The sequence below is a fragment of the Vibrio hannami genome (assembly GCF_029589055.1).
Taxonomy (GTDB): Bacteria; Pseudomonadota; Gammaproteobacteria; order Enterobacterales; family Vibrionaceae; genus Vibrio; species Vibrio hannami.
Window position 1 is genome coordinate 342,976 of sequence record NZ_JARQZP010000007.1, and the last position, 18,417, is coordinate 361,392.

Here is an 18,417-nt window from a genome sequence, read left to right on the forward strand (position 1 = left end):
GACTAATGCCAATTTTGTTAGAGTATAGGTTGGCTAGCTTTTTGCTTATATCTGAGCAGACAGAAGAAAAAGGACGTTCTATCCGTAACAACGGCAATAGTTAGCCGTTTTGATAGGTAAGAGTTAATAGATTTTATGAATAAGATGATTGCGTTAAGCACAGTGGTTGCCGCTAGTCTGATATCTCCGATGTCAGGAGCTTCCGCTATTCGCTATGAAGCAACACCAGAGCAATCAAAGTGGGAAATGACGATGAACTCTCCATTGGAGTGCCGTCTGGTTCATCCCATACCTCATTACGGGCAAGCGGAATTTTCATCCCGGGCCAGCAAGAAAATTAATCTCGATTTTGAACTTAAGATGCGACGCCCAATGGGGGAGACCAGAGCGGTGAGCCTGGTTTCTATGCCGCCATCCTGGAGGCCAGGTGAAAGTGCAGACCGGATGCAGATGATTAAGTTTTTTAAACAGTTTGATGGTTATGTAGGTGGTCAGGCTGCGTGGGGTATTCTATCTGAGCTAGAAAAAGGGCGAACGCCAACATTTAGCTATGCCGACTGGATTAGCCGTGATCAGCGTATTGAAGTTGCACTTTCGTCTGTACTGTTTAGACAGAAATATGACGCTTTCAGTTTTTGCCTGAGCCAGTTGTTGCCGTATAGCTTCGAAGATATCTCTTTTACTATTCTTCATTACGACAGAGATAGTGATCAGCTAAATAAAGCTTCTCAAAAGCGTCTTGCCCAAATTGCGGAGTATGTGAAACACAACCCGGATATTGATTTGGTTTTACTTTCAACTTACACCGATTCGACAGGAGATAAAGGCGTTAATCAGGCTTTATCGGAAAGGCGAGCAATGGTGATGAGAGATTACTTTAAATCACTTGGTCTTCCAGAAGACAGAATCGAAATTCAGGGTTACGGTGAGCGCAGGCCAATCGCGGACAATAGCAACCCTATAGGGAAAGACAAAAACCGAAGGGTAGTGATCTCTTTAGGTCGTACACAAGTCTAGGCCGCAATCAAGAATAGCAACAAACAAAAAGGCGACACTGAAGTCGCCTTTTTCAATGGGTTAACAACCGGATATTAAAGAATAACGGTACGGTTGCCGTATACAAATACGTGGTCATTCACGACCTTGTTCAATGCTTTACTCAGTACGTTCTTCTCTACATCACGACCCGCTCGTGCCATATCTTTAGCACTGAAGTTATGATCCACAGGAATCACGTCTTGCTTGATGATTGGGCCTTCATCCAGGTCATTAGTTACGAAGTGAGCCGTTGCACCAATGATCTTAACGCCGCGTTCATACGCCTGATGATAAGGTTTGGCACCAATGAATGCAGGCAGGAAGCTGTGGTGAATATTGATAATTCGGTTATTGTACGCTTCAACAAAGTTAGGTGTTAGTACACGCATGTACTTCGCCAGTACCAGATAATCAACATCGTACTTAGCCAGAACTTCCAGTACCTTCTCTTCGTGTTCTTCACGATTCAGGCCTTCATGAGATACGCAGTGGTATGGAATATCAAATTTCTCGGTTAAGCCTTGAAGGGTATCGTAGTTACCAACCACGGCAGCGATCTCAACATCTAAACTGCCATCGAAATTTTTCATCAGGATGTCACCAAGACAATGCGCTTCTTTAGTAACCAGAATGATAACTTTCTTTCGTTCTGAGCTCACAAGCTTTCGTTTGGCTCCTTCAGGAAGTGCTTGATCTAAGTCCATCAAGAAGGTTTCATCATTGAAAATGCCTTCCAGTTCAGTGCGCATGAAAAAGTGACCACTGGTGTTATCTACGAACTCGTTATTGTGGATGATATTAAGCTGGTGCTTGTAACAGATGTTCGTAATCTTAGAAATTAACCCAGGTGCGTCACTACAATGGGTTAATAAAGTTTTCTTTTCCATTTTCTACTTCCGTAAATCTTGTTGTGTATGCTAAAGCATATTAATAAATTTATTTTTTAGCTCAAAAGTAATCAGCAAGTGATCTGAGCAACATTTTATCACCTATAATTAATCTATTATGTAGATGCTTTCAACAATAAGCTTCAACTAAAGGGATAAAACAGAAGTTTATTTGATGTTTTTTTGTTGTACTTAGTGAGGTGGTAAGATGGATAGAGATCTTTTAGCACGTAAATTATACGGTGAGCGCGTAAGTCGATTGAGCGGGAATCAGGAAATCGACGAGGAAACACTGGATGAGCTTTGGGAAAGCAAGGCAAGCCCTGCTGACGCGGCAAAAGCGATTATGACGGATGAAGATACGGCTTTTGAAGGCCCTGCGTGGTTGTCCCGTTACCTAAAACGTTAATCCCCAATTATTAATTAATGATTTCGACGGCGTGATGTGTTTAGCATCACGCCGTTTTTGCTTCACTTATTTCACAAATTTCAATTTACGGAATGATTTTTCGTCCATTCGGGTAATAAAGGTTTGCTCGTCATCTACAAAAGCCACATAGCCGCCGTGATAGATAAACACCCGACCACGACCCTCAACTATGCAGGCGAGCTGTGGATTCAAATCTTCTTCGTTATCCTGGCTTTGAAAGGTGCCAGTATCGGTGATTACGCCGTTGAATGCAGGTAAATATCCATAAGCGCGCCTGGCTTGATCAATCAGGCTCAATTCGCTGGTGGTAGAGAAGCAAGACGGGATCGTACCAGCTTCTTCGATAAATAGAGTTTTCAGTTCTTCAAAAGCGGTAATCACCAGCCAGTCGATGTCGTTAACATGATGGATAAACATAGATATTCTCGGTAATTCTGATGCGGGGATTCTATCACTATCAAGGGGAGAACGTAGTAGAGATTTAGTTGTTAATAGACGCTATTAAGCGCCTGGCTAAATCTGAAAACAGCTGTTTGTCCTGTGCTAGCGTTTCACCTCGTGTGAATATCGAAATCACATACGAGGCTTGCTCGTTTAGAGTGACATAAGCGGTTTCATGCTTAACTGTTGATGTCCAACCGGCTTTACTCCAGTACTTGGCATTGTCAGGCAATCCACCTCCAATAAAGTTAGAAACCTGATCTACTCCGTCAGCAGCGAATCGGTTTTCTCCATTATTCTTAGAAAGTAGCTGCTTCATTTGTGTTTGAAATTGAAGCTGAAATGTTTTCTCTTCGAATATACTCGCCATCATTTGAGCACACGCAAAGGGTGAAACCAGATTTCCGCCAAGTCTTTCTCTTGCTTGTTTCTCTCTACCGTAAGGGCTTTCATCGAAAGTAGAGTGATAGAGGTGATATTGTTCCTGAGGAATATGTGGGTAGTTTGCTGCTAACCATCTCTGGATGGCCTTTCGCTTCTCTAGCCACGGCATGAGTCTGGAATCGTCTAACTTTGCTCCGGTTTCCGTGCCACAAAGGCGGTTAAGAATATAGCCGGTCGCATCATTTGAGGACTGAGTAACCATGTTATTGATAGCACGCCAGTCTTCATCATCGGCTTCCAGTTCTTGTTTTTGCACCTTGTCATAGAAGCAGGCTAAATAGAATAGCTTACAGACGCTGGCAGGATAGAAACTGGAATTACCATTGATAGATACAATCGGCTGGTCTGAAGATTGAGCCTTGGCCAGGTAGAGCCCGATATTGCCAGCTTTGGAATCTGTCTTATAAATATCAAAGTCGGTGTTCTCTTGCGGAAATACGGTATTGTTTTGAACTAAATTGGTCACTAATTACCTATTACTTTTGTAGCAATTCAACCATCGGTAGTAGATAGTCTTCGATGGCTTCATCATTGGAGATTGGTGGGAACTCGACAGTCACACATGGGATAACTTGCTCTTTACACCAGGAGCCGAACGAGCCGGGCGTGTCGTAGCCCACATCTTCTACCAGTGGTAAGTTGAATGTATCAGAAAGCCAACGAGCGAGTTCGGTTTTATCAGGATCATCAACGCAGGCTAACGGGTCGTGAAAGCTGACTATAAACTGAGGTTCTCGTTGGTTTATCAGTTCGATTAAGTGAGCCACTTCAGGTTCTCTTGATGAACTATTGCCTGTGCTGACTTTCACATCTCTGACTTCGCTATTGGTACTCCATCGGTAGACTTCACCAGCTGCGTTCCAGTTCTTGGTTGGAAAAGCGCGGTTTAAGTCGACTCGGTTAGCATTAGCTCGAGTCCCAAGTTGGTTGCCGTCAGGGTTTACTGAAATAACAACATCGTGTTTTAACGTCCCAGCTTGAATAGAGCGAATCGCACAAGATAGTGCCACCATCGAGGCCGTTTCATCGCCGTGTGTGCCGGCGATGATAAGACCCCTATTTTCCTCACCCGTTTGGGCGGGAAAATAGAGTAGTGGAGCACCTAATGCGGATTGACCATATTTGACTGGACTGATTTCGAAAGAAGCGCGTTCAGAGCGCTTACGCAATGATTTCATATCCATCTAGGTTATCTTCTCAACCGACGTTAGTCTGCGATACGGTACAAGTCTTTCGAGTAGATGCGTCCTTCAACGTTGTTGGTTGGGAAACCACCTACATTTGGACGAACCAGGCGAGCTTGCATGTAGTAGTAAATCGGAGCGATAGGCATGTCTTTACTTAGGATAGCTTCTGATTCGTCGTAGTACTTATATCTTTCCGACTCTGATGTTGCACTCAGCGCGTTTTCAATCGCTTTGTCGTAACTGTCGCTCTTGTAGAATGCATAGTTGCCGTCACTGTCCGACGTTAACAAAGTGAGGAATGTTGAGGCTTCGTTGTAGTCACCACACCAGGAAGTACGGATTACGTCAAACTCACCTGCTTTGCGCGCAACCAGATACGACTTCCACTCCTGGTTTTCTAGCTCCACTTTGGCACCCAGGTTCTTGCTAAACATTGAAGCAATACCTACTGCTATCGATTTGTTGTTTTCACTGGTGTTGTATAGAAGTTTCATCTTCAGTGGATTTTCTGGGCCATAACCAGCTTCTGCCAATAGCTCCCGAGCTTTTTCATCACGCTGTGCTTGTGTCCAACTCGCGTAGTTAGGTTGCGTAGCTTTAAAGCCCGCAATGTACTTGTGAGTAAAGGTGTAAGCGGGAATATTGCCTACCTGAGTAATACCATCGGTGATGATGTCACGCATCATAGTGTACGATGCTGCTTTACGTACGCGCTCGTCATTAAACGGTGCTTTGGTGGTATTAAATGCGTAATAGTAGGTACATAAAAGCGGAACAACTTTATACGCATCGGCTTGTTCTTTTTTTAGCTTAGGCGCTAATTGAGTTGGTACATCTGATGTGATGTCAACTTCACCCGAGGTATAACGCATCATCGCTGCTGTTTGGTTTTCGAAAGGGATGTAAGTAACCGCGTTTAGAACGGTGTCCTTCGAATCCCAGTATTGGCTATTTTTCTTTAGCTCAATACGCTCGTTGATTACCCACTCATCAAGGGTGAACGCGCCGTTTGAAACGATGTTGTCTGGCGATACCCACTTACTGCCGTATTTTTCTACTACCGATTGTGGTAACGGCATCATAGAGGTGTGGCCTGTCATCGCGACAAAGTAAGGGACTTTGCTTTCTAGTTTGTATTCAAGAGTGTAATCATCGAGCGCTCTTATACCTATAGAATCGACAGGTTTTTCTCCATCGATAATTGCATCGATGTTCTTAATTTTAGTTAGCTTTAGATACCAGCCGTTCGCGGATGCAAAGCTAGGGTTGATCGCGCGCTTCAGGCTATAAACAAAGTCGTGTGCAGTGACAGGCTCTCCGTTAGACCACTTTGCATCTTTTCTGAGTTTGAAGACGAACGTCTTGTTGTCTGACGTTTCCCAGGAGGTCGCAACACCAGGGATCACGTTGCCGTCTTTGTCTTGAATCACTAAGCCTTCGAACATATCTCGAATGACATGCATCTCTGGCAAGCCTTCTGCGTTAGCCGGATCTAAGGTCGCCACTTCGGCGTCATTACCACGAACAATATGTTGTTCATCAGCAAGCTTTACGCTGTCTGGGATAGTTGCGGCAGTGGCCGATAGGCTAGCGAGTACCAGACTAGCAAGAAGAGATTTCTGAAGTGTATTGTTTTTGAAAATATGGCTTTTGAAGCTATTGTTTTTTAAATTATTGTTTTTAAACATCCTTGTGAACCTTATATTTTAGCCAATCTGTCGTGTGATTTATCAAGTAAATCCTAGTGTTAATCCATTAAAAATGTAACTCGATAGTTAGGTTACATCGTAAGCAGCTATAAATCTACATCTTCAATAAAATTAGTAAGATAGGTGACCTTTCTGCTATAACAGGTAACGGATGTTTATTTTACTAGCGAATAAATTCTCGCTGAAAATGCATCTTGAGGTCACTTGAGTATATAATTCCCTAATCTTTTTTCCTTTCAGTGAACTCATGATCAATAAGACTTTCTCAGCTGATGGTGCGCTTGGTAAAGCGATACCAGGTTTTCAGCCTCGTCAGGCGCAGCTGGATATGGCGGTTGCAGTAGAAAAGGTGATTGCCAGTCAAGGGCAACTCGTTGTTGAGGCGGGAACGGGTACAGGTAAAACCTTCGCGTATCTTGTTCCGGCGTTGATGAGCGGAAAGAAAGTGATTATCAGCACAGGTTCAAAAAACCTTCAGGAGCAGCTTTATCACCGGGATCTGCCACTGATGGTTCAAGCGCTCGGATATTATGGGCAAGTATCCTTGCTGAAGGGGCGCTCCAACTATCTCTGTTTAGACAGATTGAGTCGACAGATGGTAGAGAGCCACAGTAACGAAGCTGATCCCACCTTGCTGACTCAGTTGGTAAAGGTACGAGGTTGGTCTTCTGAAACGAGTACTGGTGATTTGGGTGAATGTGATGAAATCGCAGAAGATAGCCCGATTATTCCCACAATTACCTCTACCAACGATAGCTGTTTAGGCAAAGAGTGCCCAAGCTATCAGGATTGCTTTGTTCTTAAAGCTCGTAAAAAAGCTCTGGATGCCGATATTGTGGTCGTTAACCACCACCTGTTTCTGGCCGATCTTGCGATAAAAGAGACAGGTTTTGGTGAGCTTATCCCTGAGGCTGATGTATTTATCTTTGATGAAGCCCATCAGTTACCGGATATCGCCAGTCAGTATTTCGGTCAGTCAGTGTCGAGTCGTCAGATTCAGGAACTGGCAAAAGACATAGAGATAGGTTATCGAACTGAAGCGCGTGACATGAAACAACTGCAGAAAGTAGCGGATCGATTATCTCAGTCGGCTATGGATATGCGGATTGTTCTTGGTGAACCCGGTTTTCGAGGCAACTGGCGTGAAGCGATAAAATCGGAGCCCATTGCTAGGGAAGTGACCAGAGTCACCGATGCTTTGGATTTGGCAATTGATGTGCTGAAAATAGCATTAGGGCGTAGTCAGCTGCTTGATGCTGCTTTCGAGCGCGCGAATACTATTAAGTCCCGAATTGAAAGGGTATGTGATGTTTCCATTACCGGATACTCTTATTGGTACGATATTTCACCGCGCCACTTTAGCCTGCATATCACACCACTTTCGGTAGCCGATAAGTTTAAGGAACAGCTGGAGATAAAGCAGGGCAGCTGGATATTTACCTCGGCAACACTGGCGGTATCGGATGATTTCAGCCACTTTACTCAGCGGTTGGGTTTAGAACCAGCTCAGCAATTTTCATTGCCAAGTCCTTTTGATTATCAGTCTCAGGCAAAGCTTTGTGTTCCACGTTATTTGCCGGAACCCAATAGCCCGGGTTTAGCTGACAAACTGGTTAGGATGTTAGGGCCTGTTATTGAGAAAAACCGTGGTCGCTGCTTTTTTCTTTGTACCTCTCACGCCATGATGCGAGATCTGGCGGATGGGTTCAGAGAAAGCCTGGAGATACCGGTTTTGATGCAGGGAGAAACCAGTAAGCAGAAATTGCTAGCTGAGTTTATGGAGCTAGGGAATGCGTTGCTTGTCGCAACAGGTGCTTTCTGGGAAGGAATCGATGTTAGGGGCGACGCGTTGAGCTGTGTTATTATCGACAAATTGCCTTTTACGGCTCCCGATGACCCATTGCTTAAAGCGCGCATCGAAGATTGCAGGTTAGGTGGCGGAGAGCCATTTGCACAGGTACAGCTTCCGGATGCGGTAATTACCCTTAAACAGGGGGTAGGCAGGTTGATTCGAGACAAAAAAGATAAAGGCGCGTTGATCATCTGCGATAACCGACTGGTCACGCGTGACTATGGAGGCATTTTTTTACAGAGCCTTCCACCTATTCCAAGAACCCGCGATTTAACGCAGGTTTCTGAGTTTCTGGAGCAGTTGTCCGAATAACAACTGTTCTAACAACAGATTGTAAGGCGATTCGTACTCACGATTCGTATTAACATAGATTAGATAGATAAACCGAGGCGTAAATGAGCGCAAAAATTCTTGCACTTGATACCTCAACAGAGAACTGCTCTGTTGCACTGCTTGTTAATGACAAAATCTACTCTCGCAGCGAACTCGCTCCACGAGATCACACTAAAAAAGTTCTGCCAATGGTAGATGAGTTGCTTAAAGAAGCAGGTCTTAAGTTAACCGATCTGGATGCACTGGCATTTGGTCAGGGACCGGGCAGCTTTACTGGTGTTCGAATTGGCATTGGTATTGCACAAGGTTTAGCATTCGGTGCAGAACTTCCGATGATTGGTATATCGACACTAGAAGCAATGGCTCAGGCAGCGTACCGTAAGCAAGGTGCAGAAAGGGCTGTATGCGCCATTGATGCCCGAATGAGCGAAGTATACTGGGGCCGTTATAAGCGTCAGGAAAATGGCGAATGGGCGAATGTCGAAGCTGAGAAGGTTATTCCACCGGAAGTGTTAGCAGAGCGGGTTGAAGCCGATGATTATACATGGGCATCAGCGGGTACAGGCTGGGATGCTTATGCTGAAGCCTTGTCTGCTCTTAAGCTAAACACGGAATCTTCAGAAGTACTTTACCCAGATGCACAAGACATGGTGGTTCTGGCAAAGTTTAAGCTGGAAAAAGGGGAAACCACCCGGTAGAAGAGTCCAGTCCGGTTTATCTGCGTGATAAAGTAGCCTGGAAAAAACTTCCGGGAAGGGAGTAGAGCTTACTCAACTGGAGTAAACAGATAGGTACTAAATGGTTACTATTCAGGGATTGCCGGCAACGGCAATCAATAAGCCTCAGAAGTCGAAAAAGCGTAATGAGGTTAAAAAAGAGAGTACTCAGGATGGCGTTGTTCAGACTAGCAAAGTTGCTAACGCCGTATCCCAGTCAATCCGTACCATGCACGAGTCAGATATCGAGAAAGCACGGATTCAGTATGATCTGCCTGAAGGTGGCTCACGTAAAGCTCTGGAAGAGTATATGCAAGTTCTGAATCGTGCAAAGAGAGAGGAACTTGCTCAACTTGTCGGGGTCGATATATACATCTGAATTTAAGGTTTTTTCATTATGGCCAGTTTACGTATCATCACTGCACTCTTTCTTGCCACTCTGTTATCTGCCTGTTCATCACTGCCCGACCAACTTGCTTCTACCAACGAAAACCTGATTACTGACTATGGTCAATGGTTGGCACAAGATGCGGATATGGAGTCGGAAATCAGGCTTGGCGGCATGATAGCCAACGTAACAAATCTGAAAGATAAAACGCGGATCGAAATCGCTAATATGCCAATCAGCAGTGCGGGTAAGCCGAACCTGAAGGCGAATCCGGAAGGGCGTTTTGTTGCCTATTTTGATGGCTATCTCGAACCAATGACTTATTCCGAGGGGCGTTTAATCACCGTATTGGGTAACAGTGCTGGTGAGGAACAGGGTCAAGTAGGTGAGTACGACTATAAGTTTCGTGTTCTTAACGCATCAGGGTCTCATCTATGGAGAATAGAAGAGAGCGTTATCGTTCAGGATCATGGGAGTTACTTATCGCCGTGTATTGATCAACTCCACTGTCGGTCGATGAGAATGAGTGTCTCAAAGGGAAGGATTGTACAGGAAGTTAAATAGTATTTATGGAAGAAACTGTGTTTAAGGAAAAGCCGGTGTTTAAGGAAAATAGATACCAACTCGAATTTATACGACTCGCTGCTTTAGAGTCAGGAGTAAAAGAAACGGCCGATTTAACGGTCGTTTTTCTTCACGGCTGGCTGGATAACAGTGCTAGCTTTATTTCAGTCATGGAAAACCTCAGAGAAAAACTACCATCAGCTCATCTTGTTTCGGTTGATTTACCAGGTCATGGCCAGTCATCTCATCGAAGAGCCGACAATTTTTATCCCTTTCATGACTATATTGATGATTTAAATCAGTTAGTGACTAATTTATCACCGAACAGGTTAGTGATTGTTGGTCATTCGCTTGGTGCATTGATTGCGAGTTGCTATAGTGCAGCCTTTCCTGAAAAAGTGGATGGACTTGTTCAGATAGAAGGTTATGGCCCATTGAGCGAAGATCCGCAAAACGCGGTAAAACGAATCAGAAAAGGGGTCATTAGCCGTGATCGTGTTAAGTTGAAGCCAGACCGAGGTTTCTCTTGCATCGAAGATATTGTGGCGTTGCGCGCCGATCTGAATCGACTAACTGACTCTGAAATCAGACCCATTATAGAGCGTGGGTCAGAGCAGCGAGAAGGACGTTGGTACTGGAAGCACGATCCAAAGCTGAAGTGTGACTCTTTGTATCGAATGTCACCAGAACATGCTCAGGCAGTATTGTCTGCCATTGAATGCCCTCATAGTGTCATTCTTGGAAGTTCCGGCTTTGAAAGACTTGCTCAGTTTGCAGAATCTAACATGGGACAAAATGTCTCTATCCATACTATTACAGGAACCCATCACTGCCATCTTCAACAGCCTGAGTTAACATCTGAGCTGATTGTGGATTTAGTTAACAAAATTTAAACAACTGTTTGATACTTTCGTGCTCAAGCGGTCTGGCTATGCTGTAATAAGCGCAAATTAGAATAAATAGCCAACGAGAGGAGTTTTGCGTGGATAAACCCTGGCTTTCCCGTTACCCAAGTGACGTGCCTGAAACAATCAACCCTGATATGTATCCATCTCTTATTGAGATGTTTGAAAACGCTGTACACAACTATGCCGATCAGCCAGCGTTTATGAACATGGGTGCAACCATGACGTTCCGTAAGCTAGAGGAACGTAGTCGAGCCTTTGCCGCTTACTTGCAAAATGAGCTGAAGCTTAAAAAAGGCGATCGTGTTGCGATTATGATGCCGAACCTGCTTCAGTATCCGGTTGCACTGTTTGGTATTCTTCGTGCCGGGCTTATTGCGGTCAATGTAAACCCACTCTATACACCACGAGAGCTTGAGCATCAGCTGATTGATGCTGATGCCAAAGCCATTGTCATCGTGTCTAACTTCGCAAACACGCTTGAGCAGATTGTCGACAATACGCCAATCAAACACGTAGTACTTACCAGTCTGGGTCAGATGCTACCTAGAGCCAAAGGCACGGTTGTGGACTTTGTGGTGAAGTACGTGAAAGGGATGATTCCGAAGTATAACCTTCCGGGCGCAATCTCATTCCGTCAGGCATTGAGAAAAGGCCGACGCCTGCAATATATCAAGCCATTTTTATCTGGCGAAGATATCGCGTTTCTTCAATATACTGGTGGTACAACAGGCGTTGCAAAAGGCGCAATCCTTACGCACCGCAATATGGTTGCCAACGTACTGCAAGCTAAGGCTGCATATGGGCCGGTGTTAAAAGAAGGGCGAGAGCTGGTGGTTACTGCGCTGCCTCTTTACCATGTATTTGCACTAACGGTTAACTGCTTACTGTTTATCGAAGTTGGTGGCCGAAACCTTCTTATTACCAACCCAAGGGATATTCCTGGTTTCATCAAAGAACTGCAGAAGTACCCATTCACTGCGATTACTGGTGTAAATACATTATTTAATGCTTTGGCTAACAACGAAGATTTTCACGAGCTGAACTTTAGTAACCTTAAGCTGACGATCGGCGGCGGTATGGCTGTTCAGCGCGGTGTAGCAGAGAGCTGGAAGAAGATTACGGGTGTGCCATTGCTGGAAGGTTATGGGCTTACGGAGTGTTCACCTCTGGTTTCTGTTAACCCGTACAACCTGGAAGAGTACAACGGCTCTATTGGCCTGCCAGTATCATCAACCGAAGTGAGAATGGTCGATGATGAAGGGAATCCTATTGCTAACGATCAAACTGGTGAGCTGCAGGTTCGCGGCCCTCAGGTAATGCAGGGTTACTGGCAACGAGCAGAAGCAACTCGTAGCGTTATCGACGAAGATGGCTGGGTTTCTACCGGTGATATCGTTAAATTCGACGAAGATGGCTTTATTCACATCGTCGATCGTAAGAAAGATATGATTCTGGTATCTGGGTTCAATGTATATCCAAACGAGATCGAAGATGTGGTAGCACTACACGGAAAAGTTCTGGAAGTGGCTGCTATCGGCGAACCTCATGAAGTGTCGGGTGAAGTGGTGAAGATTTGTGTAGTGAAACGCGACCCTAGCCTTGAAGCACATGAGTTGATAGATCATTGCCGTAAGTACCTGACTGGTTACAAAGTCCCTAAACTGGTTGAGTTCCGCGATGAGTTGCCTAAAACTAATGTGGGTAAGATCCTTCGACGAGCACTTCGAGAAGAGGCGCAAGCTAAGCGCGAAGAACAGGAAGCGTCTGTTGCCAGCTAATTAAGCAAATATACGCACAAAATATCCTGTTAATTGATATACTAGCCGGCACTCGGTACTAAGGGTGCCGGCTTTTTTATTTCTAATGGAACCACATGAATTTTACAATTATTGATAACACTTCCGCACTGGAAGAAGCATGTGAATTGGCACGTCAGTGCGATCAGGTCATGTTGGATACGGAGTTTGTCCGCACCAGAACATATTACCCACAACTTGGTCTTATCCAGCTTTTTGACGGAGAGAGACTCTCTCTTATTGACCCTCTTTGTATTGACGATCTCTCTTCACTGAAATCTTTGTTGACTGACAGTTCGGTACTTAAAGTACTGCACGCTTGTGGTGAAGATTTAGAGGTGTTTAAAAACAGTTTTGGCTGTATGCCTTTCCCTATGATCGATACCCAAATCATGGCGGCCTTTCTTGGTCATGGCCTTTCTACAGGTTTTGCTGCAATGGTCAGCGAGTATCTCGATGTGGAACTGGACAAGAGCGAGTCACGTACAGACTGGTTAGCAAGACCACTTACTGAAAAGCAATTGGACTATGCTGCTGCCGATGTTTTCTACCTGAAGCCGCTATTTGAGCAACTGGAAGAAAAAGTGTCAGAGTCTGGCTGGTGGGGAGCGGCGTTACAAGAATCCGAACTGTTGATAGAAAAGCGTGAAGCTGTTCTGGAACCGGAAAAAGCTTACCTGGATATTAAAGGTGCCTGGCAGCTTAAGCCAGAGCAACTTGCGATTCTAAAACCTTTGGCAGCCTGGCGTATTAAAGAAGCTCTGAAAAGAGACCTAGCATTAAACTTTGTTCTTAAAGAACAGGATCTTTGGACTATCGCCCGGTTTGCGATTAAGAGCCGAAGAAAGATGGAAGAAGAGGGTATGGATCCTCGCGCCATAAGACGTCACGGTGAGAAGATTGTTTCTATGGTTAAGCTGGCGGAACACACACCGTCAGAAGAGTGGCCAGAAAGAATTGAGCGCTTGATGGACAAGCCAGGCTATAAGCAGAAGTTTAAAGACCTGAAAGATGAAGTGAAGAAGGTATCCCACACTTCTGGCCTGGCGACTGAGTTCTTAGCGTCGAAAAAGCAACTGAATCAATATATCAGCTGGGTTTGGCGACATGAGCGTAACCCTGCTAAATTACCAGACGTAGCGACAGGCTGGCGAAAAGAGCTGCTTTGCGAAAAGCTGGATGCTTTGATGTAACTCACCCAACCAGGCTATTTTCACCTTGTTTCACCTCGTTACCACGCTCAGCGTGGTAACGCATACCTCGGCTGAAGGCATCGGTTAATTCCCAACACAACTATCATTTCTCAACAAAATTTTTCAACTCACTGGCAAATCCAAGGCCAGCTACTGTGTAGATATTAAAGGTATGGTCTACACCCAGAGCCTTTAGCTCTTCCTCTTCATCCTGGTACTTGGCTGTGACAGCGATGCGCCCTGAATAACCCATCTCTTTCAGGCGTAGTACCGAGTTTACGTTTGCTTCATGAACTGGCAAGGTTAGTAATACCCACTCAAGGCCGTGATGCAATTCTGGTGCTCTGATCCAAAAATCCGGATTTGTTACGTCACCAGGAAGCACATCTCGTCCCATGCGAGTTAATCTGGTTGCCTTTTCCTGATCGAGATCCACACCAACAATAGTTCCGGAGTAGTTCCTCTCAAGGGCATCATAGGCTGCAACCCCCATTCTACCCATGCCAAATACAATGGCCTTGATATGTTTGAGATCCAGGTTTTCTTCACCTTCAACACGGCTCTTTCGTTCTAACCTGCGTAGTTTCGGCCTCCACCGTGCATATAATCGGTCCCGAACACTGATCACTGGTGATGAAATCAAAAAAGAGAAAGACAAAGCTACCGCCAAAACGCCTAGCCACTCGTTTGGTAGCCACCCGGATGATACGGCAATTGCTCCAACGATTAATCCAAACTCACTGTAATTCGCAAGCGTTAAGGATGAACGCCAGGCGGAGCTGCTTCGTAGGCAGAATAAACTGAACAGGCCAAAATAGATGGCTACTTTAACAGGAAGAAAGAGTATAAATAGCAGTGCTATCAGAATTTCAGCCAACCCGGGCATAGCGGTCATACCAACGCTAAGGAAAAAACCGACCAGAAATAGGTCCTTAAACCTCAGTAACTCTTTTGCTAGCTCGTTGGATTTAGGGTGCCTGGCAAGCATCATTCCGAACACCAGTGCTCCAACATCTTCTTTGATTCCCACAAGTTCAAACACGTCGGCGCCAACAAGCGCCATAGTGATGCCAAAAAGTACCAAAAGCTCACCATGACCAACCTTGTCGAGTATCTTAAAAAATACAAATCTCAAAGGAATCAGGGTTACAAGCGCCAATGTCCATAAAGAGGGCATTTTTCCCATAGATACTGCGATAAATATAACCGCAGCAATATCCTGCACTACCAGTACTCCAATGGATACCCGCCCATGCAGAGCGCTGCCCATTCCTCTTTCATCAAGCACTTTCACCGCGAAAACGGTACTAGAAAAAGACATTGCAAACCCGATCATCAGTGCGGTTTCTATGTTTAGATCTGTGATGAGAGGGAGTGCTGTATATGAAAGGAGCAAAACTAACCAGGCTAGAAGTGCGGTAACAACGGCCATATGTAACGTAGCAACAGCCCACACCTCTGGTTTAATCAAAGATTTCAGCTTAAGTTTTAGTCCGATGGAAAACAGTAGAAGGGTAATACCAAGATCGGCTAAAACACCAAGAAATCCACCTCCCTGGGCTCCGAGCGCATTCAGGATAAACCCCGCGATCAGGAAACCCACTAATGGAGGCAAACCCAGGTTTTTTACAACGAGACCACAAATAAGGGCGATTGTGATCCAGATAGGGTCGCTGTAGTGAATTGAAAGTAGCTGCGGATCCATGTTTGTCTGAAATTACCTAGTGTGAAAGTGGTATGTCTGACGATGGCAGTAAGCTGCTTTTATTATTTTTTAATAAGGATAGAAGAGATTTTGTGTTCATTTTAGTGAAGAGTTGCACTTTTTTGGTGAAGTAGTGATTCGTTAAATTTAGAAGAAATTGATAACTCTTTGTTTTAAATGAATTTGAAGAATTGGCACAGAGGTTGCTATTTATTCGTAGCGTTTTATCGCATTAGCGAATTACCCCCGGCTCTAATGGCGGAGTAGGGATAAAAATACATATACATCAACAGTCACTGCACCGACGTAGTATTTGAGTTGATTAAGGCACCGTAGCCCACATGCATTTGGCATTTTTTGCCACTCATGCATGTGGGTTTTTTATTTGGAGAAATGGAATATGTTAAATGCTCATGTAAAAAGGATTGTAAAGACAGCCGTTGCAGGGCTCTGTCTGTTCTCTTCTGCCAGTACGATGGCAGAAGAGCTGGGTTGGCCTGAAAAAGAAGAACTTAAATTCGGTTTTATTAAACTCACCGATATGGCTCCGATTGCCATCGCATATGAGAAAGGTTACTTCGAAGAGGAAGGGCTGTACGTAACTATCGAAGCACAGGCTAACTGGAAAGTACTTCTTGATGGTGTGATTGACGGGCGATTAGACGGTGCACATATGCTAGCCGGTCAGCCTATCGCTGCAACTATTGGATACGGCACGAAAGCAGACATCATCACGCCGTTCTCAATGGACCTTAACGGTAATGGTATCACTGTATCAAATGAAATCTGGGAACAGATGAAGCCTAATATCCCTAAGATGGATGATGGCCGCCCTGTTCACCCAATCAAGGCAGATGCACTTAAGCCAGTTGTTGATAAGTACAATTCAGAAGGTAAACCATTCAACATGGGTATGGTATTCCCTGTATCTACTCACAACTATGAACTACGTTACTGGCTTGCTGCTGGTGGTATAAACCCAGGTTACTACGCACCGCATAAAGGCGATACATCAGGTCAGATTGACGCTGATGCACTACTTTCAGTTACTCCTCCGCCACAAATGCCGGCAACTCTGGAAGCAGGTACTATCTACGGTTACTGTGTAGGCGAACCTTGGAACCAGCAGGCTGTATTTAAAGGTATCGGTGTTCCTGTCGTAACCGATTACGAAATTTGGAAAGACAACCCGGAGAAGGTTTTCGGTATTACAGCTGAGTTTGCGGAAAAATATCCAAACACCACAATTCGTTTAACCCGCGCACTTATTCGAGCAGCAAAGTGGCTTGATGAGAACAACAACGCTAACCGTCCTGAAGCAGTGAAGATCTTATCCCAGTCTAACTATGTTGGTGCGGACTACGACGTTATTGCAAACAGTATGACAGGTACGTTCGAGTATGAGAAAGGTGATAAGCGTGAAGTGCCAGATTTCAACGTATTCTTCCGCTACAACGCAACTTACCCCTACTACTCAGATGCTATCTGGTACTTGACTCAGATGCGTCGTTGGGGACAGATCAGCGAAGACAAGTCTGACGAATGGTACAAAGAAACAGCCGCTAAAGTATACCGTCCTGACATCTATGCAAAAGCAGCGCAGTCTCTTATCGATGAAAACATCATTAGTGCTTCTGAGTTCCCGAACTTTTCTAGTGAAGATGGATTCCGCGACCCACAGACTCACTTCATCGATGGCATTGTGTACGACGGCACTAAGCCAAATGAATATATCAACAAGTTTAGCATTGGCCTGAAATCTGGTCAGACTCTTTAACCCTAATAGATAACCTGAAGCCGGCTGTAGAGCCGGCGACTGGAGAAGGCTATGTCGACAAAAAACGAAATACTTAACCCACAAGATCAGGCCAGTGTTGGAGTAAAGGCGATGGAGGTTTTGGTGAGTTCACTGAAAAGTCTTGCACTACCTGTCGCTGGAATCTGCTGTTTTCTAGTTATCTGGGCCGTGACAGCAAATAGTATAAATACATCGCTTGGTAAGTTTCCTGGACCTCAAGAAGTGAGCGAACAGGTAGTTAGTTTGTATCAGGAGCATACTGCTGAGCGTACCAAAGAGGCTGCTTTTTACGAAAGACAGGAAGCGCGCAACGCGAAGCGAGTTGCAGCGGATCCAACTTATCAACCTAAAATTCGAGCTTATACTGGTAAAGAAACCTTCCTGGATCAGATTGTTACCAGCTTAATTACAGTGATGACAGGCTTTTTACTGGCTGCTGTTATTGCAATCCCGCTAGGCATTGCAGTGGGCTTGAGTAAAGCACTGAATACAGCGGTTAACCCTATTATTCAGATATTTAAACCAGTTTCTCCACTTGCCTGGTTACCACTGGTAACTATGGTAGTGAGTGCATTATACGTATCGCCGGACCCGATTGTGGCTAAGTCATTTGTAAACTCAGTCATTACTGTAACCCTTTGCTGCTTGTGGCCAATGGTCATCAATACAGCGGTTGGCGTAACTTCTATCGAAAAAGACTGGGTTAACGTTAGTCGGGTTCTTCGCCTGAACTCTTTAACTCACGTTCGTAAGATTGTACTTCCTGCTTCAGTGCCAGCCATTTTCACAGGTATGCGTTTATCTCTTGGTATTGCCTGGATGGTATTAATCGCGGCAGAAATGCTGGCTCAGAACCCTGGACTTGGAAAGTTTGTCTGGGATGAGTTCCAGAATGGTAGCTCACAATCACTAAGCCGAATTATGACAGCAGTACTGGTGATTGGTCTGATTGGTTTCTTACTGGACCGTAGCATGATGCAACTACAGCGTTTGCTGAGTTGGGATAAAGCGGCAGAAGTGCGTTAAGA

16 protein-coding genes and 1 pseudogene are annotated in these 18,417 nt (G+C 44.9%); 11 read left to right on the plus strand and 6 right to left on the minus strand.

The features are described from left to right. The first annotated feature begins 189 nt into the window (after positions 1-189). Positions 190-1,017, plus strand: coding sequence for a flagellar protein MotY (gene motY, locus P7F88_RS16000; RefSeq protein WP_422128555.1), 828 nt, complete (start codon positions 190-192; stop codon positions 1,015-1,017). 74 nt (positions 1,018-1,091) lie between these two features. Here the strand turns inward: motY and purU are convergent, their stop codons facing one another. Then, the gene (purU, locus tag P7F88_RS16005; RefSeq protein WP_277826318.1) at positions 1,092-1,925 is read right to left on the minus strand and encodes a formyltetrahydrofolate deformylase; all 834 of its coding nucleotides are present in this window, start codon (positions 1,923-1,925) and stop codon (positions 1,092-1,094) included. A gap of 208 nt (positions 1,926-2,133) precedes the next feature. On the opposite strand from purU, the gene P7F88_RS16010 reads away from it, so the two are divergent. Beyond that, a complete protein-coding gene (locus tag P7F88_RS16010) occupies positions 2,134-2,334 on the plus strand; it encodes a hypothetical protein (RefSeq protein WP_277826320.1) in 201 nt (66 codons plus the stop codon). A gap of 66 nt (positions 2,335-2,400) precedes the next feature. On the opposite strand, the gene P7F88_RS16015 is transcribed toward P7F88_RS16010, so the two are convergent. The 4 genes from P7F88_RS16015 to P7F88_RS16030 all read right to left on the minus strand — a co-directional run bounded on the left by P7F88_RS16015 (position 2,401) and on the right by P7F88_RS16030 (position 6,115). Next, on the minus strand, positions 2,401-2,772 hold the full coding sequence (locus P7F88_RS16015; RefSeq protein WP_277826321.1) for a cytosolic protein: 372 nt from the start codon (positions 2,770-2,772) through the stop codon (positions 2,401-2,403). A 64-nt stretch (positions 2,773-2,836) separates the two neighbouring features. Then, a complete protein-coding gene (locus P7F88_RS16020; protein ID WP_277826323.1) occupies positions 2,837-3,706 on the minus strand; it encodes a serine hydrolase in 870 nt (289 codons plus the stop codon). 10 nt (positions 3,707-3,716) lie between these two features. Then, positions 3,717-4,418 (minus strand): murein tripeptide amidase MpaA, encoded by a 702-nt coding sequence (mpaA, locus tag P7F88_RS16025; RefSeq protein WP_277829199.1) that lies wholly within the window; start codon positions 4,416-4,418, stop codon positions 3,717-3,719. A gap of 29 nt (positions 4,419-4,447) precedes the next feature. Beyond that, on the minus strand, positions 4,448-6,115 hold the full coding sequence (locus tag P7F88_RS16030) for an ABC transporter substrate-binding protein (RefSeq protein WP_277826325.1): 1,668 nt from the start codon (positions 6,113-6,115) through the stop codon (positions 4,448-4,450). A gap of 268 nt (positions 6,116-6,383) precedes the next feature. On the opposite strand from P7F88_RS16030, the gene P7F88_RS16035 reads away from it, so the two are divergent. The 7 genes and pseudogenes from P7F88_RS16035 to rnd all read left to right on the plus strand — a co-directional run bounded on the left by P7F88_RS16035 (position 6,384) and on the right by rnd (position 13,886). Beyond that, positions 6,384-8,300: a DNA repair helicase YoaA gene (locus P7F88_RS16035; protein WP_277826327.1), complete on the plus strand. Its 1,917-nt coding sequence runs from the start codon at positions 6,384-6,386 to the stop codon at positions 8,298-8,300. An 83-nt stretch (positions 8,301-8,383) separates the two neighbouring features. Then, a pseudogene (gene tsaB / locus P7F88_RS16040) lies at positions 8,384-9,084 on the plus strand (tRNA (adenosine(37)-N6)-threonylcarbamoyltransferase complex dimerization subunit type 1 TsaB). 35 nt (positions 9,085-9,119) lie between these two features. Next, complete coding sequence (locus tag P7F88_RS16045) at positions 9,120-9,416, plus strand: chromosome partitioning protein ParA (RefSeq protein WP_277826329.1); 297 nt, start codon at positions 9,120-9,122, stop codon at positions 9,414-9,416. An 18-nt stretch (positions 9,417-9,434) separates the two neighbouring features. After that, positions 9,435-9,989 (plus strand): Slp family lipoprotein, encoded by a 555-nt coding sequence (locus P7F88_RS16050; RefSeq protein WP_277826331.1) that lies wholly within the window; start codon positions 9,435-9,437, stop codon positions 9,987-9,989. Positions 9,990-10,006: 17 nt separating this feature from the next. After that, the gene (locus P7F88_RS16055; protein WP_277826333.1) at positions 10,007-10,882 is read left to right on the plus strand and encodes an alpha/beta fold hydrolase; all 876 of its coding nucleotides are present in this window, start codon (positions 10,007-10,009) and stop codon (positions 10,880-10,882) included. Positions 10,883-10,971: 89 nt separating this feature from the next. Beyond that, entirely contained in the window at positions 10,972-12,675 is a 1,704-nt protein-coding gene (gene fadD / locus P7F88_RS16060) for a long-chain-fatty-acid--CoA ligase FadD (RefSeq protein WP_277826335.1), read from the plus strand. A 95-nt stretch (positions 12,676-12,770) separates the two neighbouring features. After that, the gene (gene rnd, locus P7F88_RS16065; RefSeq protein WP_277826337.1) at positions 12,771-13,886 is read left to right on the plus strand and encodes a ribonuclease D; all 1,116 of its coding nucleotides are present in this window, start codon (positions 12,771-12,773) and stop codon (positions 13,884-13,886) included. 103 nt (positions 13,887-13,989) lie between these two features. Here rnd and P7F88_RS16070 read toward each other — a convergent pair whose 3' ends face one another. Continuing rightward, positions 13,990-15,591: a cation:proton antiporter family protein gene (locus tag P7F88_RS16070; RefSeq protein WP_277826339.1), complete on the minus strand. Its 1,602-nt coding sequence runs from the start codon at positions 15,589-15,591 to the stop codon at positions 13,990-13,992. Positions 15,592-16,066: 475 nt separating this feature from the next. On the opposite strand from P7F88_RS16070, the gene P7F88_RS16075 reads away from it, so the two are divergent. Together P7F88_RS16075 and P7F88_RS16080 are read left to right on the plus strand one after the other, a co-directional pair. After that, a complete protein-coding gene (locus P7F88_RS16075) occupies positions 16,067-17,368 on the plus strand; it encodes a CmpA/NrtA family ABC transporter substrate-binding protein (RefSeq protein WP_277829200.1) in 1,302 nt (433 codons plus the stop codon). Positions 17,369-17,479: 111 nt separating this feature from the next. Further along, a complete protein-coding gene (locus P7F88_RS16080) occupies positions 17,480-18,415 on the plus strand; it encodes an ABC transporter permease (protein WP_277829201.1) in 936 nt (311 codons plus the stop codon). The last annotated feature ends 2 nt before the right edge of the window (positions 18,416-18,417 follow it).